General features: G+C 60.6%; 10 protein-coding genes. 4 read left to right on the forward strand and 6 right to left on the reverse strand.

The window, feature by feature from the left end; all coding sequences use genetic code 11:
* Positions 1-32: 32 nt before the first annotated feature.
* Positions 33-875: a patatin-like phospholipase family protein gene (locus tag G5195_RS04200; RefSeq protein WP_005333746.1), complete on the reverse strand. Its 843-nt coding sequence runs from the start codon at positions 873-875 to the stop codon at positions 33-35.
* Between the two features lie 265 nt (positions 876-1,140).
* On the opposite strand from G5195_RS04200, the gene G5195_RS04205 reads away from it, so the two are divergent.
* Entirely contained in the window at positions 1,141-2,157 is a 1,017-nt protein-coding gene (locus G5195_RS04205; protein WP_421221529.1) for a S66 family peptidase, read from the forward strand.
* Between the two features lie 134 nt (positions 2,158-2,291).
* On the opposite strand, the gene G5195_RS04210 is transcribed toward G5195_RS04205, so the two are convergent.
* The gene (locus G5195_RS04210) at positions 2,292-3,887 is read right to left on the reverse strand and encodes a methyl-accepting chemotaxis protein (RefSeq protein ID WP_216953864.1); all 1,596 of its coding nucleotides are present in this window, start codon (positions 3,885-3,887) and stop codon (positions 2,292-2,294) included.
* A gap of 253 nt (positions 3,888-4,140) precedes the next feature.
* On the opposite strand from G5195_RS04210, the gene hutW reads away from it, so the two are divergent.
* Positions 4,141-5,502, forward strand: coding sequence for a heme anaerobic degradation radical SAM methyltransferase ChuW/HutW (gene hutW / locus G5195_RS04215; RefSeq protein ID WP_421221530.1), 1,362 nt, complete (start codon positions 4,141-4,143; stop codon positions 5,500-5,502).
* 98 nt (positions 5,503-5,600) lie between these two features.
* Here hutW and G5195_RS04220 read toward each other — a convergent pair whose 3' ends face one another.
* A complete protein-coding gene (locus tag G5195_RS04220) occupies positions 5,601-7,004 on the reverse strand; it encodes a DEAD/DEAH box helicase (RefSeq protein ID WP_421235885.1) in 1,404 nt (467 codons plus the stop codon).
* A 161-nt stretch (positions 7,005-7,165) separates the two neighbouring features.
* Positions 7,166-7,642, reverse strand: coding sequence for a glutathione peroxidase (locus tag G5195_RS04225; RefSeq protein ID WP_040066373.1), 477 nt, complete (start codon positions 7,640-7,642; stop codon positions 7,166-7,168).
* Between the two features lie 338 nt (positions 7,643-7,980).
* Here G5195_RS04225 and G5195_RS04230 point away from each other — a divergent pair, with 338 nt between their 5' ends.
* Both G5195_RS04230 and G5195_RS04235 read left to right on the forward strand, forming a co-directional pair.
* Complete coding sequence (locus tag G5195_RS04230; RefSeq protein WP_040066372.1) at positions 7,981-8,589, forward strand: 2OG-Fe(II) oxygenase; 609 nt, start codon at positions 7,981-7,983, stop codon at positions 8,587-8,589.
* Between the two features lie 204 nt (positions 8,590-8,793).
* Positions 8,794-9,783, forward strand: coding sequence for a D-alanine--D-alanine ligase (locus G5195_RS04235; protein ID WP_064338123.1), 990 nt, complete (start codon positions 8,794-8,796; stop codon positions 9,781-9,783).
* A gap of 165 nt (positions 9,784-9,948) precedes the next feature.
* Here the strand turns inward: G5195_RS04235 and mngB are convergent, their stop codons facing one another.
* The gene (gene mngB / locus G5195_RS04240; protein WP_421221532.1) at positions 9,949-12,603 is read right to left on the reverse strand and encodes a mannosylglycerate hydrolase; all 2,655 of its coding nucleotides are present in this window, start codon (positions 12,601-12,603) and stop codon (positions 9,949-9,951) included.
* Between the two features lie 86 nt (positions 12,604-12,689).
* Complete coding sequence (mngA, locus tag G5195_RS04245; protein WP_421221533.1) at positions 12,690-14,636, reverse strand: PTS 2-O-a-mannosyl-D-glycerate transporter subunit IIABC; 1,947 nt, start codon at positions 14,634-14,636, stop codon at positions 12,690-12,692.
* Positions 14,637-14,745: the final 109 nt, after the last annotated feature.

Consider the following 14,745-nt stretch of genomic DNA (forward strand, 5'->3'; position numbering starts at 1 on the left):
CGGCAGGTCGGGTCATGCCTGTAAAACCCTTATCAATTGAGCAGGGCGGCCTGATAGCCTGCGCACTTGCCCATCACGTATCCCATCTCCAGCTTGTTGATATCGCGGGTGAAACGGGAGACGGGGAAGTAGTCGGCCGGGGCGATCACCTCGATCTGGCAGTCCTCCGGCGGATTGGCGATAAAATCGAGCGCCTCGTTGTAGCTGCGATCCCGCTGCTCCAGCGCCTGTGCCAGCGCGGGGCGGGTCTTGAGCAGAGTGCGGATCATCCAGGGGAAAGGCATCGGCTTGAGCCGATAGCCAAGGGGCTCGGAGAGGATCACCGTCAGGTGACGGGCACCGCGGCGGTAGGCCTCGATCACCGGGATGGAGTCGGCCACCCCGCCATCTGTCATCGGTACCCCGTGCACCTCCGGGTATTCGTGGGAGGCGAGGGGAATGGCGCAGCTGGCGGGCAGCACCTCGTTCATGTTTTCCGGCTTGACCCGGATGTACTCCGCCTTGCCGGTCAGGGTATTGGTCACCACCGCATAGAAGGGGATGCCGGTCTCCCGGTAGGCGTGAATGTCGAGGGGATACTTGCGGCAGCTGGTGTTCCACAGCCAGTGGATATCCACCAGATTGCCCCCCTTGGCAAAGCGCAGGGGATCCATAAACTGCTGGCTGCACGCCAGTTTGGTCAGGATCTCGTGGCTGCGGCCATGCTGGCTGGCGAGATAAGCCAGCAAGTTGGTGGCCCCCGCCGAGACGCCGATGGCGAAGTCAAAGGGGCGATAGTCATGCTCGATAAACGCATCCAGTACGCCGCTGGCAAATATGCCGCGCATGGCGCCGCCTTCTACAACCAATGCGCTGGGGGATGCGTTTTTGTTCATGACAGGCACCTCATTGATAAGTCAGAGAGAAAAAGTGGGAAAGAGAACGTTCGGGCTGTCAGGCCGACCATTCTGACAACCAACCGGGGGTGGCCATCGCAATGAGGTCATTCTAGGAAGGGGATAGTGTTTAGAATATCTGTTAATAATGAATCAAGTGTTTTGTATTTCTAAACGATGGTGATAAACCCGTTGTGATCAAAGGGGTTGTGTAGGAGTCTCAACGACTCTGTGATGGCTGGATATTGGCAAGGATGAGTGTGTCATGACGTTATTGGTTCCCCCGCTGCTCCGACGTGGCGATACCATCGCTTTTTTCTCCCCCTCCAGCGCGGCGACCGCCTGGGCTCCCAACCGTTTTGCCCGCGCCAGAGCCTTTCTTGAAGGGCAGGGCTTTAGGCTCAAGGCGGGCAGCCTCACCGGCCAGCAGGATCACTGGCGATCCGGCTCCATCGCCGCACGGGCCGAAGAGCTCAACGCCCTTATTCGCGACCCCGAAGTACGCTGCATCATGTCGGTGATTGGCGGCAGCAACTCCAACTCTCTGCTCCATTACCTCGATTTTGATGCGCTGAGGCGCGATCCCAAGATCATCGTTGGCTACTCCGATGTGACGGCACTGCTGCTCGGCATCCATGCCCAAACTGGCCTGGTTACCTTTTATGGCCCGGCGCTGGTGGCCTCCTTTGGCGAGTTGCCGCCGCTGGTGGATGAGACGCTGGCCAGTTTTTTACAGATTGCATTGGCCGACGAAGTTGGTGTCCCCTGCACGCTGCCTACGCCAGCGCAGTGGAGCGATGAACGGCTGGATTGGGAGAACCAGACCCGGGCCAAGCAGTGCCAGCCCAATCGGCTGATCTCGGTGGGTTCTGGCCGGGTAGTGGGGCGACTGATGGGCGGCAACCTCAACACCATGGCGGGGATCTGGGGCTCTCCCTATATGCCAGCCATCGAGTGCGGCGACATTTTGCTGCTCGAGGACAGCCTGAAATCTGCCGAGACGCTGGAGCGCTCCTTTGCCCACCTCAAGCTATGCGGGGTGTTTGATCGGATCGGCGCGCTTATCCTCGGCAAGCACGAGCTGTTCAACGATCAGGGTAGCGGCAAGCGCCCCCTCGATATCCTGCTGGAGGTGGTGGGGGAGCCGAGCTTCTCCATTCTGGCGGAGTTTGACTGCGCCCATACCCACCCCATGCTGACGCTGCCGCTGGGCATCGAGGTAGCGCTCGATCTCGACCGCCAGCAGCTCACCTTGCTGGATCCCTGGTGGGATGACTGTTGAGGCTATGTTGCCGAGGGAGATGAAGCACACATGCTATGTGCTGAAGAGGATTGATGAATGCTCGACACCGCCCATCAAGGGTAGTTTGTGGCAACAAGCGCGACTCGGGAGCGCGCTTGTTGCCATTGGCTGGATTACCAGCGGTAGGTTTTCAGCAAGGCCTCCAGTTTTTGACACTGCTCGACCAGCTGGATACTGGCGAGGTTGGCGGCATGGGCCTGACCCAGAGTGTCATTGGACGTATTGCGAATGTCGCTGACCGCGTGATCCACTTCGCTGCAGACCCTGTCCTGCTCTTCTGCTGATTGTGCCATCTGGGCGTTGAGGTCATTGATGCTGGCGATGCGTCCAATGATGTTTTGCATGGCCGCCAGGGTTGCCTCTGTCTTGCTGATGCTCTCACCGGCTTTGCTTTTTGCATCCCCGATCACCACAACGGCGCTTTGGGCCTCGTTTTGCAGGGCGGCGATCATCTGGGAGATCTCCTCGCTGGCGGCGCGGCTACGGTTAGAGAGGGCCCGCACTTCATCGGCTACCACCGCAAAGCCACGGCCCTGCTCGCCGGCCCTGGCCGCTTCAATGGCGGCGTTGAGGGCCAGCAGGTTGGTCTGATCGGCAATCCCCTTGATCACCTCAAGCACACCGTCAACGGCGAGGCAGCGGCTATCGAGTTGCTGGATCACCTGATCCACCCGATCAATTTCTGCCGACATCTCGCCCATATCTATGATGGAGTGCTGGGCGAGGCGGCTGGTATTGGCGGCATCCTGATTGGTGAGGGCGGAGAGCTCGGCGCTCTTGCGGGCATGTTCGCGCACTTCGTGGGAGCTTGCCGCAAGCTCGCTTACAGCGGCGGCAACCTGAGTGGTCATCGACTCTTGCTGACGGGCCGAGTTTTCTGTCTGGGTCGCCACCTGACGGATCTGGCTCGACTCCTGATAGAGCTGATGGGTCGCCCCTTCTACTTCCTGCAGGCTGTGCCTGAAGCCCTGCACCATCTCATTGACGGCACGGGTCATCTGGCCCAGCTCATCCTGACTCTGGTTTAGCAGGGGGATAGCGAGGTTACGCTCTTTGGCCATCTGGAGCATGGTACGTTGCAGTTGCCGCAGCGGGTGTTTTACATAGCGTTGCAATACCCACCACAGCAGGCCGAAACCGAGGCTGAAGACAAGGGCCAGACTGCCGCTCAGGATCAGGTTGTTGTGGCGGATCTCGCCGAAGGTATGGCTGAGATCGTAACTGATCCGCACCGCTCCCATGACAGTGCCTTCAGGTACTTGATGGCAGGTGGTGCACTGGGTTCCGCGATACTCCTTGTAGGCTTTGAACGGCTTGATCAGGGTGAGCTGGTTACCCTGTTGCTGCAGGATGGTTTCCCCCTGATTGATGGCGCGTTCGTCGAAGCTGTCCTGGGCTTTCTGGTCCGGGAAACCCAGGCCAAACAGGTTGCTGACGGCCGGGGCTCGAACCAGACGAGCCTCGACAATGCCCGCTTCACTCTTGAGTTTGGTCTGCACTATCTGCCGGTTGGCCATGCCACCTGTCATCATCAGCACGTTGACCTGATCCATATAGGTGTTGGCCATGCTCTCAACCTTCTCCTCTGCCAGCCGGATGGCGAGATCCCGTTGCAGCCAGGCAGAGAGCTCGAAGCTGAGGCCAAAGGTGGTGCTGATGACCAGCGCAAGAGGGAGAAAGATTTTCCAGTTCAGGGAGAGGTTATGCATAGTCGGGGCGTTCCATGCGTTGTTGTGTTTTATCTGTTCCAGCTTCATCTGAGCGTAGGCGAGGAGAGCAAGAATGATGGTTCTCTATCGGCACACCATAACCGCTCTTTAGTAAATAATCTGTTAAGCAGATCGGTAATGCTGGTTGCCAAAATGACTTCGACGAGCTGCACGGCTCTGCGGGTTGATCCAGAACAAAATGCTGGTAACGATAATCGTTATCATTGTCATTATTTGCTAAATAGTGACCACCATGAATCTGACCCCTTCCATGACCGGTATCTCCTCGCCGGATCCCCTCAAGTTTGCCTTTAGCGCCAAGACCTCGGCCCACGCCAGTCGGGGAGGGATGCGCCCCTTCCCGCTGGATGAGGCTGGCTGGCAGAGCTGGTGGCAGCGAGAGAGTGAAGCTGAGGAGCGCGCCCTCTACATCCATATTCCGTTTTGCCGCAAGCGCTGCAGCTTCTGCAATTTCTTTGAAAATGGCGCCAACCCGGCGCGGATCAACCGCTATGTCAACGCTCTGTGCGCCTCCCTTGCGCAGGCGGCTGACACCCCGCTGGCGCAGAGCCTGCCATTTTCAGCCGTCTATGTGGGGGGCGGTACGCCGACCGACATGAGCGCCGACGAGCTGGCCATGCTGGCCGCCGTGATCCGCCGTTTTCCGTTGTCGGCCGATGCCGAGGTGACGCTGGAGGGGCGGCTCAACGGCTTTGATGATGAGAAATGGCAGGTGGCGCTGGCCGGGGGCTTCAACCGCTTCTCATTCGGGGTGCAGAGCTTTGATACCCGGGTGCGTCAGCAGGCGGCCCGTTTCGATGACAGGGAGACGCTGCTGACCCGTCTGGGTGAGCTGACCCGGGATGATGCGGCTGTGATCGTGGCGGATCTCATCTTTGGTCTGCCCGGTCAGGATGATGCCGTGTGGCAGCAGGATATCCGCGATGTGATGGCGAGCGGTGTACACGGGGTCGATCTCTACCAGCTCATCGCCATGCAGGGCACCAATCTGGAGCGGGCGCAGGAGAAGGGCACCCTGGATTGGCTCGCCGATGGCCAGCAGCGGGCGGCCATGTATGCCTATGGCGGGGCGCAACTGGAAGCCCACGGCTGGGAGCGTCTCTCTTGCAGTCACTGGCGGCGCAGTCCGGCCGAGCAGAGTCGTTATAACCAGATGGCCAAGCGCGGTGCGGAGATCCTCCCCTTTGGCGCCGGTGCGGGGGGCAGCATTCTTGGCCACGGCTTGATGTATGGACGGGATCTGGCCCCCTGGCACGACGCGCTGGCCAGTGGCAAGCGGGCGCCCGGGATGGTGATGGGGCGCAATCCCAATGCAAGGATGGACGGTCTGCTGCGCGGTGCCCTCGACAGTGGCGTGCTGGCGCTGGATCGTCTGCCGGTCTCCTTGCGTGCTCATCTGATGCCGCTCTTCTCGGCCTGGCAGCAGCATGGCTTGGCCGAGATAAGCCATGAGCGACTGCAACTCACCCTTGCCGGACGCTTCTGGAACGTCAATATGCAGGCTGGCTTGTTCGAGTTCCTGCAGCTCAATCCGCTCGATGGTTCAGCGCCGCCCAGCCATGGTACCGCCGCGGTGCGCCATTCGCTGGTCTGAGCCCGAGTGGAGCATTTGCACGGCTCCGTGTGATCCACAACGAAAGAGGGAGCCTTGCAGGCTCCCTCTTTTGGCTTGGCAGTTAGCGTCGCGCGAGCTTACTCGTCGCTGCTCTCCTGATAGCTGTCGCGCATTGCTTTGGGCAAGCGGCGCATTGGCGCAAAGCCGATATCCTCGCCCACCACTTCCCGCTTGCGGGACTTGTTTTGAGGAGACTGGGCGGGCTTCTTGGAGGCATCATCCTTGGCTTTGCCCTTGCTCGCGGCTGGCTTGCCCTTGGCATTGCTGCTCTTGGCGTTGGCATGACCGCGAGCCCGGGGCGGGTTCTGCACCGGCTTGCTGCCCGGCAGAGTCTGGCGACTCGGCTTGCCGCTTGGCTCATACCCTTCCAGGATCTCCACGGTCAGGGATTGGCCGATCAGGGCTTCGATAGCCTTGAGCTGACCCAGCTCGTCCTGGCTGACCAGCGAGATTGCCTCGCCGCCACGACCGGCGCGGCCGGTACGGCCGATACGGTGGATGTAATCCTCCGCCATCTGGGGCAGTTCGAAGTTGATCACGTAGGGCAGTTGATCGATATCCAGACCGCGGGCGGCGATATCGGTTGCCACCAATACCCGAACGTCGCCACTGCGAAAATCGGCCAGCGCCCGGTTGCGGGCTCCCTGGCTCTTGTCACCGTGGATTGCCACGGTATTGAGGCCATCTTTTTGCATCTGCTGGGCGAGGCGGTCGGCGATCTGCTTGGTTCGAACAAAGACCAGCACCCGCTGCCAGTTGCCACAGCCAATCATGTGGGAGAGCAGCTCGCGGCGGCGTTCCCGATCCACCTGAATGATGCGTTGGGTCACCTGCTCGGCAGCAGTATTGCTGGGGTCCACCTCGATCAGGGTGGGGTCGTTCAGCAGGTCATCGGCCAGCGCCTTGATGTCGTTTGAGAAGGTGGCAGAGAAGAGCAGGGTTTGCCGCTCTGCAGGCAGCGCCTTCATGATGCGGCGGATGTCGACGATAAAGCCCATGTCGAGCATGCGATCCGCTTCATCCAGTACCAACACTTCCAGTTGGCTCAGGGTCAGGGCGCCCTGGGTCAGCAGATCCAGCAGACGGCCCGGGGTGGCGACCAGAATGTCCACCCCCAGCTTGATGGCGTCCAGATTGGGCTTGATGCTGACACCGCCATAGGCGATCAGAGTCTTGAACGGCAGGTGGTGGGCATACTTTATGATGCTCTCGCCCACCTGTGCCGCCAGTTCGCGGGTCGGGGTGAGCACCAGGGCGCGCACCTGACGTCGGCCGCGGCCATGGTTGGCCAGCAGACGCTGCAACATCGGCAGGGTGAAACCGGCCGTTTTGCCTGTGCCTGTCTGGGCACCGCCGAGCACATCCTGACCAGCCAGAATAGCCGGAATGGCTTGCTGCTGGATGGGGGTTGGCTGTTCGTAACCCAGCTCCTTGACGGCCCGCAGGATGTGCGGGGACAGACCCAGTTCGTTGAATGACATGTTCGAGAGAAACTCCTGAGATGAGCCTTTGGCTCAACGGGTGGTCAGCGCGTTGGGGCCAGCCACGATATGGAAATGATAACGGGGCCGTAATATAGCAAAAGAGCGGCCGCTGCGCAGTAGCTGTTGTACCGGCCGCTCTTTTGTATCGCGAAAAGCAATCAGAGCAGGTCGCGGATGGGCGTGACCAGACTCTCCGGCTTGGTGGTGGGAGCAAAGCGGTCAACCACCTTGCCATCACGGTCGATCAGGAACTTGGTGAAGTTCCACTTGACGTTTTCGAGCCCCAGCAGCCCCGGTTTCTCTTTCTTGAGCCACTGGTAGAGGGGGTGGGCCTGTTCACCGTTGACATCGCACTTGGCCATGATGGGGAAGCTGACCGGATAATCGAGAGAGCAGAAGCGAGCGATCTCGTCCGCATCCCCCGGCTCCTGATTGCCGAACTGGTTGCAGGGGAAGCCCAGGATCACCAACCCCTCTGGCCCCAGCTCGCGATAGAGGGCTTCCAGCCCCTCGTATTGAGGAGTAAAGCCACATCGGCTAGCCACATTGACCACCAGTACCACCTTGCCCGCCAGTTGAGTCAGCGGGTAGGGGCTTCCATCCAGTTGTTGCAAAATAAGGTCGGGCAGAGGCATAAGCAGATCCTTCTCGTGGTTATCCGTGGGGTGTCAGGTCGGTTGTGGCGATGAGCGCCGGCCTAACGACATGATGGTGATGTGGCTACGGTATCGGTTGGCTCTTTTAACGGCAAGGTGAGAGCAAGGATCCGTCCCCTTGATTGCAAGGGCCATCACAGTTTCGACAGCCAATACGATCCTTGGCAGAGCGGGATCACAACTGTCGACAAAAACGCGGGGCGGCGGGCAGCAACTCGCGTATTGATGTTGGGACTTCTCAAGAGAAGCAAACCGGTTTGTGACTTTGCCGGTAAGTCGCTACAAAGCGCCCTCTTTCTACTCATTGTGAGCCAATCTTGGACTATCAAGCTGCCATGGATGCCATTTACACCCGGGGATGGGTGATAGTGGATGATTTTTTGACCGCCACCGAGGTGGATGCCCTCAAAGCCTGTTTGCCAAGCGAATGGCAACCGGCCGGGATCGGCCGTGACGCCCTGCACCAGGGCAATCCCGACATTCGCCGTGACCAGATCCACTGGCTGGAGCCCTCCCTCGGTGCGCCGGTGGCTGACTACCTCGCCCGGATGGAGTCCCTGCGTCTTGCCGCCAACCGGATGCTGATGCTGGGATTGTTCGACTACGAGGCCCACTTCGCCCGCTATCGCAGCGGGGATTTTTACGCCACCCATCGGGATGCCTTTGCCGGTCGCTCCAACCGCCGTCTTACCACCGTGTTTTACCTCAACAACGACTGGCTGCCCGAAGCGGGTGGAGTGCTGCGCATGTATGACGACAAGGAGCAGTTTCTGATGGATGTCAGCCCCAAGGGGGGGCGGCTGGTCATGTTTCTCTCCGAGGAGTTTCCCCACGAGGTACTGCCTGCCAATCGCGAGCGCTACAGTATTGCCGGCTGGTTTCGGGTCAATGGCAACGGCATGGGAAGGGTCGATCCCCCGCGCTGAGGGGCAATGTGTCCCGATTTTGACACAGGGGAGACTTTTCACTGCAAGAAGTGGGGTCATGGGTCTCCCATCAGCTGACAAGGGTTGATCTCCCTTGCTACACTGGCGCGCACTTATGTTCGTATCTGGCTTCGTCCGGTTTTTATGGTGGTTGGCTTATCAAATGGTCATGACGAGGCCGCTTTTCCCAAGGGATCACATCTAATGAAGAACATGCATGTCTTGCTGCTGTGCGGCGGCGGTGGCTCAGAGCACGAAGTTTCTCTGCGCAGCGCCAATTTCCTCGAGCAACAACTGGGCCTTCTGCCCGGTGTCGAAGTGACCCGCGTCGAGATGTTCGCCGATCGCTGGCTCAGTGCCGATGGCCGCGAGTGCAAGCTGGGGCTCGACAAGCTGCTTTCGTTTGACAGCGTGGCCCGTCCGGTGGATTACGTGGTGCCCTGCATCCACGGCTACCCGGGTGAGACCGGCGATCTGCAATCCTTCCTCGAACTGGCCGGATTGCCTTATCTCGGTTGCGATGCCGAGGCGAGCAAGATCTGCTTCAACAAGATCAGCACCAAGCTGTGGCTCTCCGCTATCGGTATTCCCAACACCCCGTACCTGTTCCTGACCGAGCAAAATGAGGCGGCGCTCGCCGAGGCCAAAGCTGCGCTGGCCAAGTGGGGCAAGGTCTTTATCAAGGCGGCCTCCCAGGGCTCTTCCGTTGGCTGCTACTCCGCCAGCAACGAAGCGGATCTGGTAAAAGGCATTGCCGATGCCTTCGGTTACTCCGAACAGGTACTGATCGAGAAAGCGGTCAAGCCGCGCGAGCTGGAAGTGGCGGTTTACCAGTATGGTGACGAGCTGGTGGCGACTTATCCGGGCGAGATCTGCGTGCCGCAGGACAAGTTCTACACCTATGAAGAGAAGTACAGCAGCGCCAGCCATACCGAGACCGCACTGCGTGCCGAGGGGCTGACCCAGGCGCAGGCTGATGCTATTCACGAGTATGCCCTCAAGGCATTCCGTCAGCTGAAGCTGACCCACCTCTCGCGCATCGACTTCTTCCTGACCGACGAGGGCGAGATCCTGCTCAACGAAATCAACACCTTCCCGGGCATGACCTCTATCTCCATGTTCCCGAAACTGCTGGAGCATCACGGTCACCGCTTCGCCGACTACCTTGAGCAGATCCTGCGCAAGGCCAGCTAAGCCGGTCGCTCTTGCTGACGGATGTTGATACCGTTCCAATAAAAATCCCCGCCAATTGGCGGGGATTTTTTATGTCTTTATCAAGCGGGGCAGGCCAGCTTGAAGGGATAAACAGGCGGGGATGACTCTTCCCCGCCTGTTGCTACCTGTGGGTGTTACCGGCGGTTAGCCGCGAGCCACCCGAAAGCGCACGCTGCGGGAGTGGCACGGCGCCAGCTCGCCAAACTCGCCAGCGGCCAGTTCAAGGGGCAGGGGCTGTTCGTCCATCCGCACCGCTTGCCAGTCGCTCAGGGTGTGCTGGCTGGCCACCTTGCCACCCTCCAGCACCGCTTGCTCGCTCGGGTTGTAGACCCGGATCACCAGCGCCTCTTCATCCTCGGCTTTTTTCAGGGCGCTCAGCACGGGGCCGGAGGGATCCATGGTGAGCAGACTGAAGTGGTGCGGGGTGGTGAAGCTCGCCTTGTTGAGCTTCATGGCATCGAACGGGATCTTGTTGTAACAGCGCACCGGGGTGAGGTAGCTGCGCGCCGCCTGCATCACGTTGGCACTGATGTGATCACCGGCAAACGCCAGCAGGCTGAAACGGCAGCTGAGCTTGCCGCGCACCTGGGAGTCCGGGGTCGGCAGCTTGATGCCGGAGGGGCGACCCGGGCGCAGCAGCAGCTCCTCTTTGCCGAGTACGCCTACCCCGCGTAGCAGGGTGAGCGCTAGGGTGTCGCACTGCTCGCCGATCACTTCAAACTCGCGCAGGCCGTCGCTCAGCACCGCCAGACCCTGCTTGCCATCTTGCAGGGCGACGAAGTTCATCAGCTGCCAGACCGGAATGGGGGCCTCTTTCCACCCTTCTGCCTCCCAGTTCGCCATGGCGCTGTCGCGGGTGGGGCGGGTGATGCAGCCAAACTGGTTGTCGGAGACCACGGTGTCGCTCGGGAAGGGGGTGGGGATCAGCACCCGCACTCTGTGATCATCGGCCTGATTGTCGAGCTCCAGCTCGATATCGATACGCGGGCTCTGATGCGCCAGGGTGATGCGGCAGGTGACATCGAGGTGGCCGCTGCACTGGCGGTTGGCACGCTCGGCGAGGTTGGCAGGCAAGGCCATACGCAGTTTGAGGGTCGCAATGCTCTGCCACGCTTGATGGGTGACCTCGCGGGTCACCGCAAACTCGGTGGAGTAGCGCAGCCACTCGTCCCGCGACGGCGAGTAGTCATACTCGTCGCCATCATCGGAGCCCTCTTCCAGCGTGAGCACCTGATCAAAGCGAGTGCCGCGCAGCTTGTCCAGGATCTGCAAGGTGCCGTTGTCGTTGAGGGCGATGCGGTAAAAATCGTTCTCCAGCAGCTCGCCGCTGGCCGTCACCGGCTGCTCCACTCCCGGCTGATTGCCCTCGATATGGAGAGTGCAGTAGCCCATGGCCGGCAGCGGATGGCAGAGTTGGATATCGTACTCCATAAAGGGGTCGTAGTTGCCGTAGTGAACGATCTGTCTGTCCACCAGTCCCGGGTCAATCTCGCGTCTGGCGCGGATGAAGTAGGGGAGCGGCTGGCCTGCCTCGTCGCGCAGGGCAAAGGATTGGGCGCGAATGCGGATACTGGTGTTGACCACCTCCTGACGGGGGAAGGGCATCAGGTTGAACAGGCAGAGCTTGTCAGCCACCTGTACCCCGTCTTCACAGAGCGCCACCGGCATGTTGTCGACAATCTTGCGCATGTAGAAGCGGATCAGGTTCTCGGCCATGTCGTCGGCCAGAATGAAGCGGGTCATCACCTCCTGATGCACCTTGTCGCTGCAGCAGCAGCCGATGCTGTCGTGGGCGTGGTTCTTCATGATCTCCTTCCACATCTTCTCAAGCAGCCCATGGTGGTACTCGAAGCCGAGTGCCCAGGCGATGCTTGCCAGCGGCTCGAGGATGTTGACGATCTTGTTCTCGATGGCGGCGTGGGCCAGCTTGATGTCCATCCGGGTGGAGGAGATGGTGCGGTGTACCCGCATGTATTTGCCGTCGTTGAACTCCCCCTTGAGGGTGGCCAGCTGGTCGCGGCATTCTTCAATGCGCTCGAATACCTGCTCGAAGCGGCTCATGTGGAATTCACGCTGGGGGTAGATCTCCCGCAGCTTGTCGATGATGGCGAAGATGTTCTGTTGCAGAGGCATCTGATCGTGGCCGTTGGGCAGCAGGATATCCTGGGTCACCGAGGCCTTCTCCAGCACCTCGAAGTAGGATTCGAGCCGCTTGCGCAGCCCCGCCTCATCTTCCGGCAGGTACTTGCCGATGGCGTAGCCAAGCGGTAGCACCTGGGCGGTCACCTCGCTGCCATCGTTGCTCTGCCAGAGGAACTCGGTCTTGTCGGTACCGTGGCGCTCTGAGCAGCCGCGCCAGAACATGGCTCGATCGATCCCGAAGCCGTTGAAGATGTGGGGCAACTGGGAAGACATGCCGAACGAGTCGGGCAGGTAACCGATCTTCATCGGCTCGCCAAGGCTAAGGCAATCGCGCATCCCGTAGAGCAGGTTGCGCAGGATGGACTCGCCGCTCACCTGCATGGTGTCGGTCTGGGTGTACCAGGGGCCGATGATGAGTTTGCCCGCTTCCACCAGTGCCTTCACCCGGGCCTTGTTCTCGGGCTGGATGGCGAAGTAATCCTCCAGCACCGCAGTCTGGCCGTCGAGCACATAGAACTTGTAGTCTGGGTCGGATTCAAGCCGCGCCAGGATCTCCGCCATATTGTTGACCAGCAGGATGCGGGACTCCTCGGTGGTGAAGTACCACTCCCGATCCCAGTGCATGTGCGGCGTGATGTGAACTCGTGAAACTGTCATGACAATGATCCTTTGCTGACGCACGGCGGCCCTTGCCTGCCGTGCGGAAAAATAGTCTGTTGAAAAAACGGTGGTGAAGATGAGCCTTACTCTGCGGCGACCACCTGATAGGTGCCGCGCTGCATGGCGTGACGGCGCCAGCCGATCAGCACCACAGTGGAGATAAGGGTGCCCACCAGCGCTGCACCGAGCCAGACGGCGGCAGCCATCAGGGCGCCGTGGCCACCATCGTGGAGCAGGAAGAGGGAGAAGATGCCGGCCCCCGGAGTAGAGAGACCAATCCCCATGGCACCCACCATGGCGCCGGTGACCACCGAGCCTGCGAGGAAGGAGCCGATCACCCGGATCGGATCTTCGATGGCCATCGGAATGGCGCCCTCGGTGATCCCCGCCAGCCCCAGCAGCCAGGTCGATTTGCCGGTCTCGATCTCGAAGGTCTGGAACAGGCGCGGCGCCAGCAGGGTGGAGGCTGTGACGGTAAAGGCCGAGACCATCTTGACCGCGCCGAAGATGGCGTAGGGGCCGTAGACCCCGTTGGCCATGGCGCCGAGGCAGAAGGCGTAGGCCGCCTTGTTGACCGGACCACCCAAGTCAAACGAGCACATAAAGCCGAGCAGGGCGCCCAGTACCAGCGCATTGGTGCCGGAGAGGCCGTTGAGCCACTCGGTGAGGCTGTTGTTGAGCCAGGCTACCGGCTGGCCGATGACAAACAGCATCAGGCTGCCTGCCACCAGGGTGCCGATCACCGGATAGAGGTAAAAGGTGAGAAAGCCGTTGAAGTTGGGGCTAAGGCGTACATGCTGCTTGACCCAGCGCATCAGGTAACCGGCGATCAGGCCACCGACCACGCCGCCGAGGAAGCCGGAGCCAATCATGTTGGCGGCCAGTCCCGCCGCAAAGCCCGGGCCCAGCGCCGGTTTGTCTGCCAGCGAATAGGCGGTATAGGCCGCCAGCACCGGTACCATCAGGGTGCCCAGCATGCCGCCGCCCAGCTTGCGGTACATCCAGAGCCAGGAGTTCTCGGTATCAAACAGATGCTGCAGGCCGAAGATCTGGGCCAGCAGCACAGAGACGGCGAGTACGGTACCGCCCGCCACGATCAGCGGCACGGCAAAGGAGATACCGCTCAGCAGCGCCTGCTTGAGCTCGGTCTTGAGGCCCACCTTCTTGCCGGTTGGCGCGTCGCTCTGGCTGAGGTTTGGTTTCGGGGCTGTGCGACCACTCTTGGCCGCTTCCAGCGCCTCATTCAGGATCCGCTCGGCATGGCGGATTGGCTCGGCCACCGGTGTCTCGATCCGGGGGATACCGGCGAAACGCTCCTGCTCCTTGATGGCCACCTCGGCGGCGAAGATGCAGGCTACCGCAGCATCGAGCGCTTCTTGCGGCAGGCGATCCTCAATGCCGTTGGCACCCTGCTTTTCGACCAGTACCCGAATGCCCAGCTTGCGCCCCGCTTTTTCCAGATACTCGGCAGCCATATAGGTGTGGGCGATCCCCGCCGGGCAGGCAGTGACACAGACCACAGTAGGTTGATTTGTATCTAACTTGTCTTCTTTTGCTGGTTGTTTGCCGCTATCCCCTTCGCCATCGAGCAGCGCCATCAGCTGCTCGGCACTTTGGGCCGCCAGCACCGCCTCGCGGGTATAGTCATCAACCAAAGCGGTAGTGAGGGTGGTGAGCAACTGCATATGGGTAGAGCCCGCCTGATCGGTCGGGATCGCCAGCATGAAGATCAGGTTGACCGGCTCGGGGCCGTCGATCCCCTCCCAGCCCAGCTCCTCGCTCAGGGTAGCGACGGCAAAGGCCGCTTCGCGCACCGCATCGCACTTGCCGTGGGGCACCGCCAGCCCTTCGCCAAGGGCGGTGGGGCCCTGTGCCTCGCGGGCCATGACCGCGGCCAGAAAGGCGGCCTTGTCGTGCAGCTTGCCGGCCTGATCGAGCCGATCAGCCAGGGCATGGATGGCCGCATCTCGATCGGCAAACCGGGTTTGCAGCGTGATGAGATGGGGGCCGGTAAGACTGGTCAGATTCATGATGATCCTCTGTCAGGTTGGCTTGCCAGCAAGCCGTCATGGTGAAAGTGACAGCGATGCTAACAAACCGGCCGACTGATTTTTGTGAGTGGTATCATACAATTAGTTA

Source organism: Aeromonas sp. 601039 (genome assembly GCF_049174415.1).
Taxonomy (GTDB): Bacteria; Pseudomonadota; Gammaproteobacteria; order Enterobacterales; family Aeromonadaceae; genus Aeromonas; species Aeromonas veronii_A.

What these genes read in the sequence shown, in the direction of transcription:
- G5195_RS04200 (WP_005333746.1), bottom strand. Translation starts at nt 875, where the DNA reads ATGAACAAAAACGCATCCCCCAGCGCATTGGTTGTAGAAGGCGGCGCC.
- G5195_RS04205 (WP_421221529.1), top strand. Translation starts at nt 1,141, where the DNA reads ATGACGTTATTGGTTCCCCCGCTGCTCCGACGTGGCGATACCATCGCT.
- G5195_RS04210 (WP_216953864.1), bottom strand. Translation starts at nt 3,887, where the DNA reads ATGCATAACCTCTCCCTGAACTGGAAAATCTTTCTCCCTCTTGCGCTG.
- hutW (WP_421221530.1), top strand. Translation starts at nt 4,141, where the DNA reads ATGAATCTGACCCCTTCCATGACCGGTATCTCCTCGCCGGATCCCCTC.
- G5195_RS04220 (WP_421235885.1), bottom strand. Translation starts at nt 7,004, where the DNA reads ATGTCATTCAACGAACTGGGTCTGTCCCCGCACATCCTGCGGGCCGTC.
- G5195_RS04225 (WP_040066373.1), bottom strand. Translation starts at nt 7,642, where the DNA reads ATGCCTCTGCCCGACCTTATTTTGCAACAACTGGATGGAAGCCCCTAC.
- G5195_RS04235 (WP_064338123.1), top strand. Translation starts at nt 8,794, where the DNA reads ATGAAGAACATGCATGTCTTGCTGCTGTGCGGCGGCGGTGGCTCAGAG.
- mngB (WP_421221532.1), bottom strand. Translation starts at nt 12,603, where the DNA reads ATGACAGTTTCACGAGTTCACATCACGCCGCACATGCACTGGGATCGG.
- mngA (WP_421221533.1), bottom strand. Translation starts at nt 14,636, where the DNA reads ATGAATCTGACCAGTCTTACCGGCCCCCATCTCATCACGCTGCAAACC.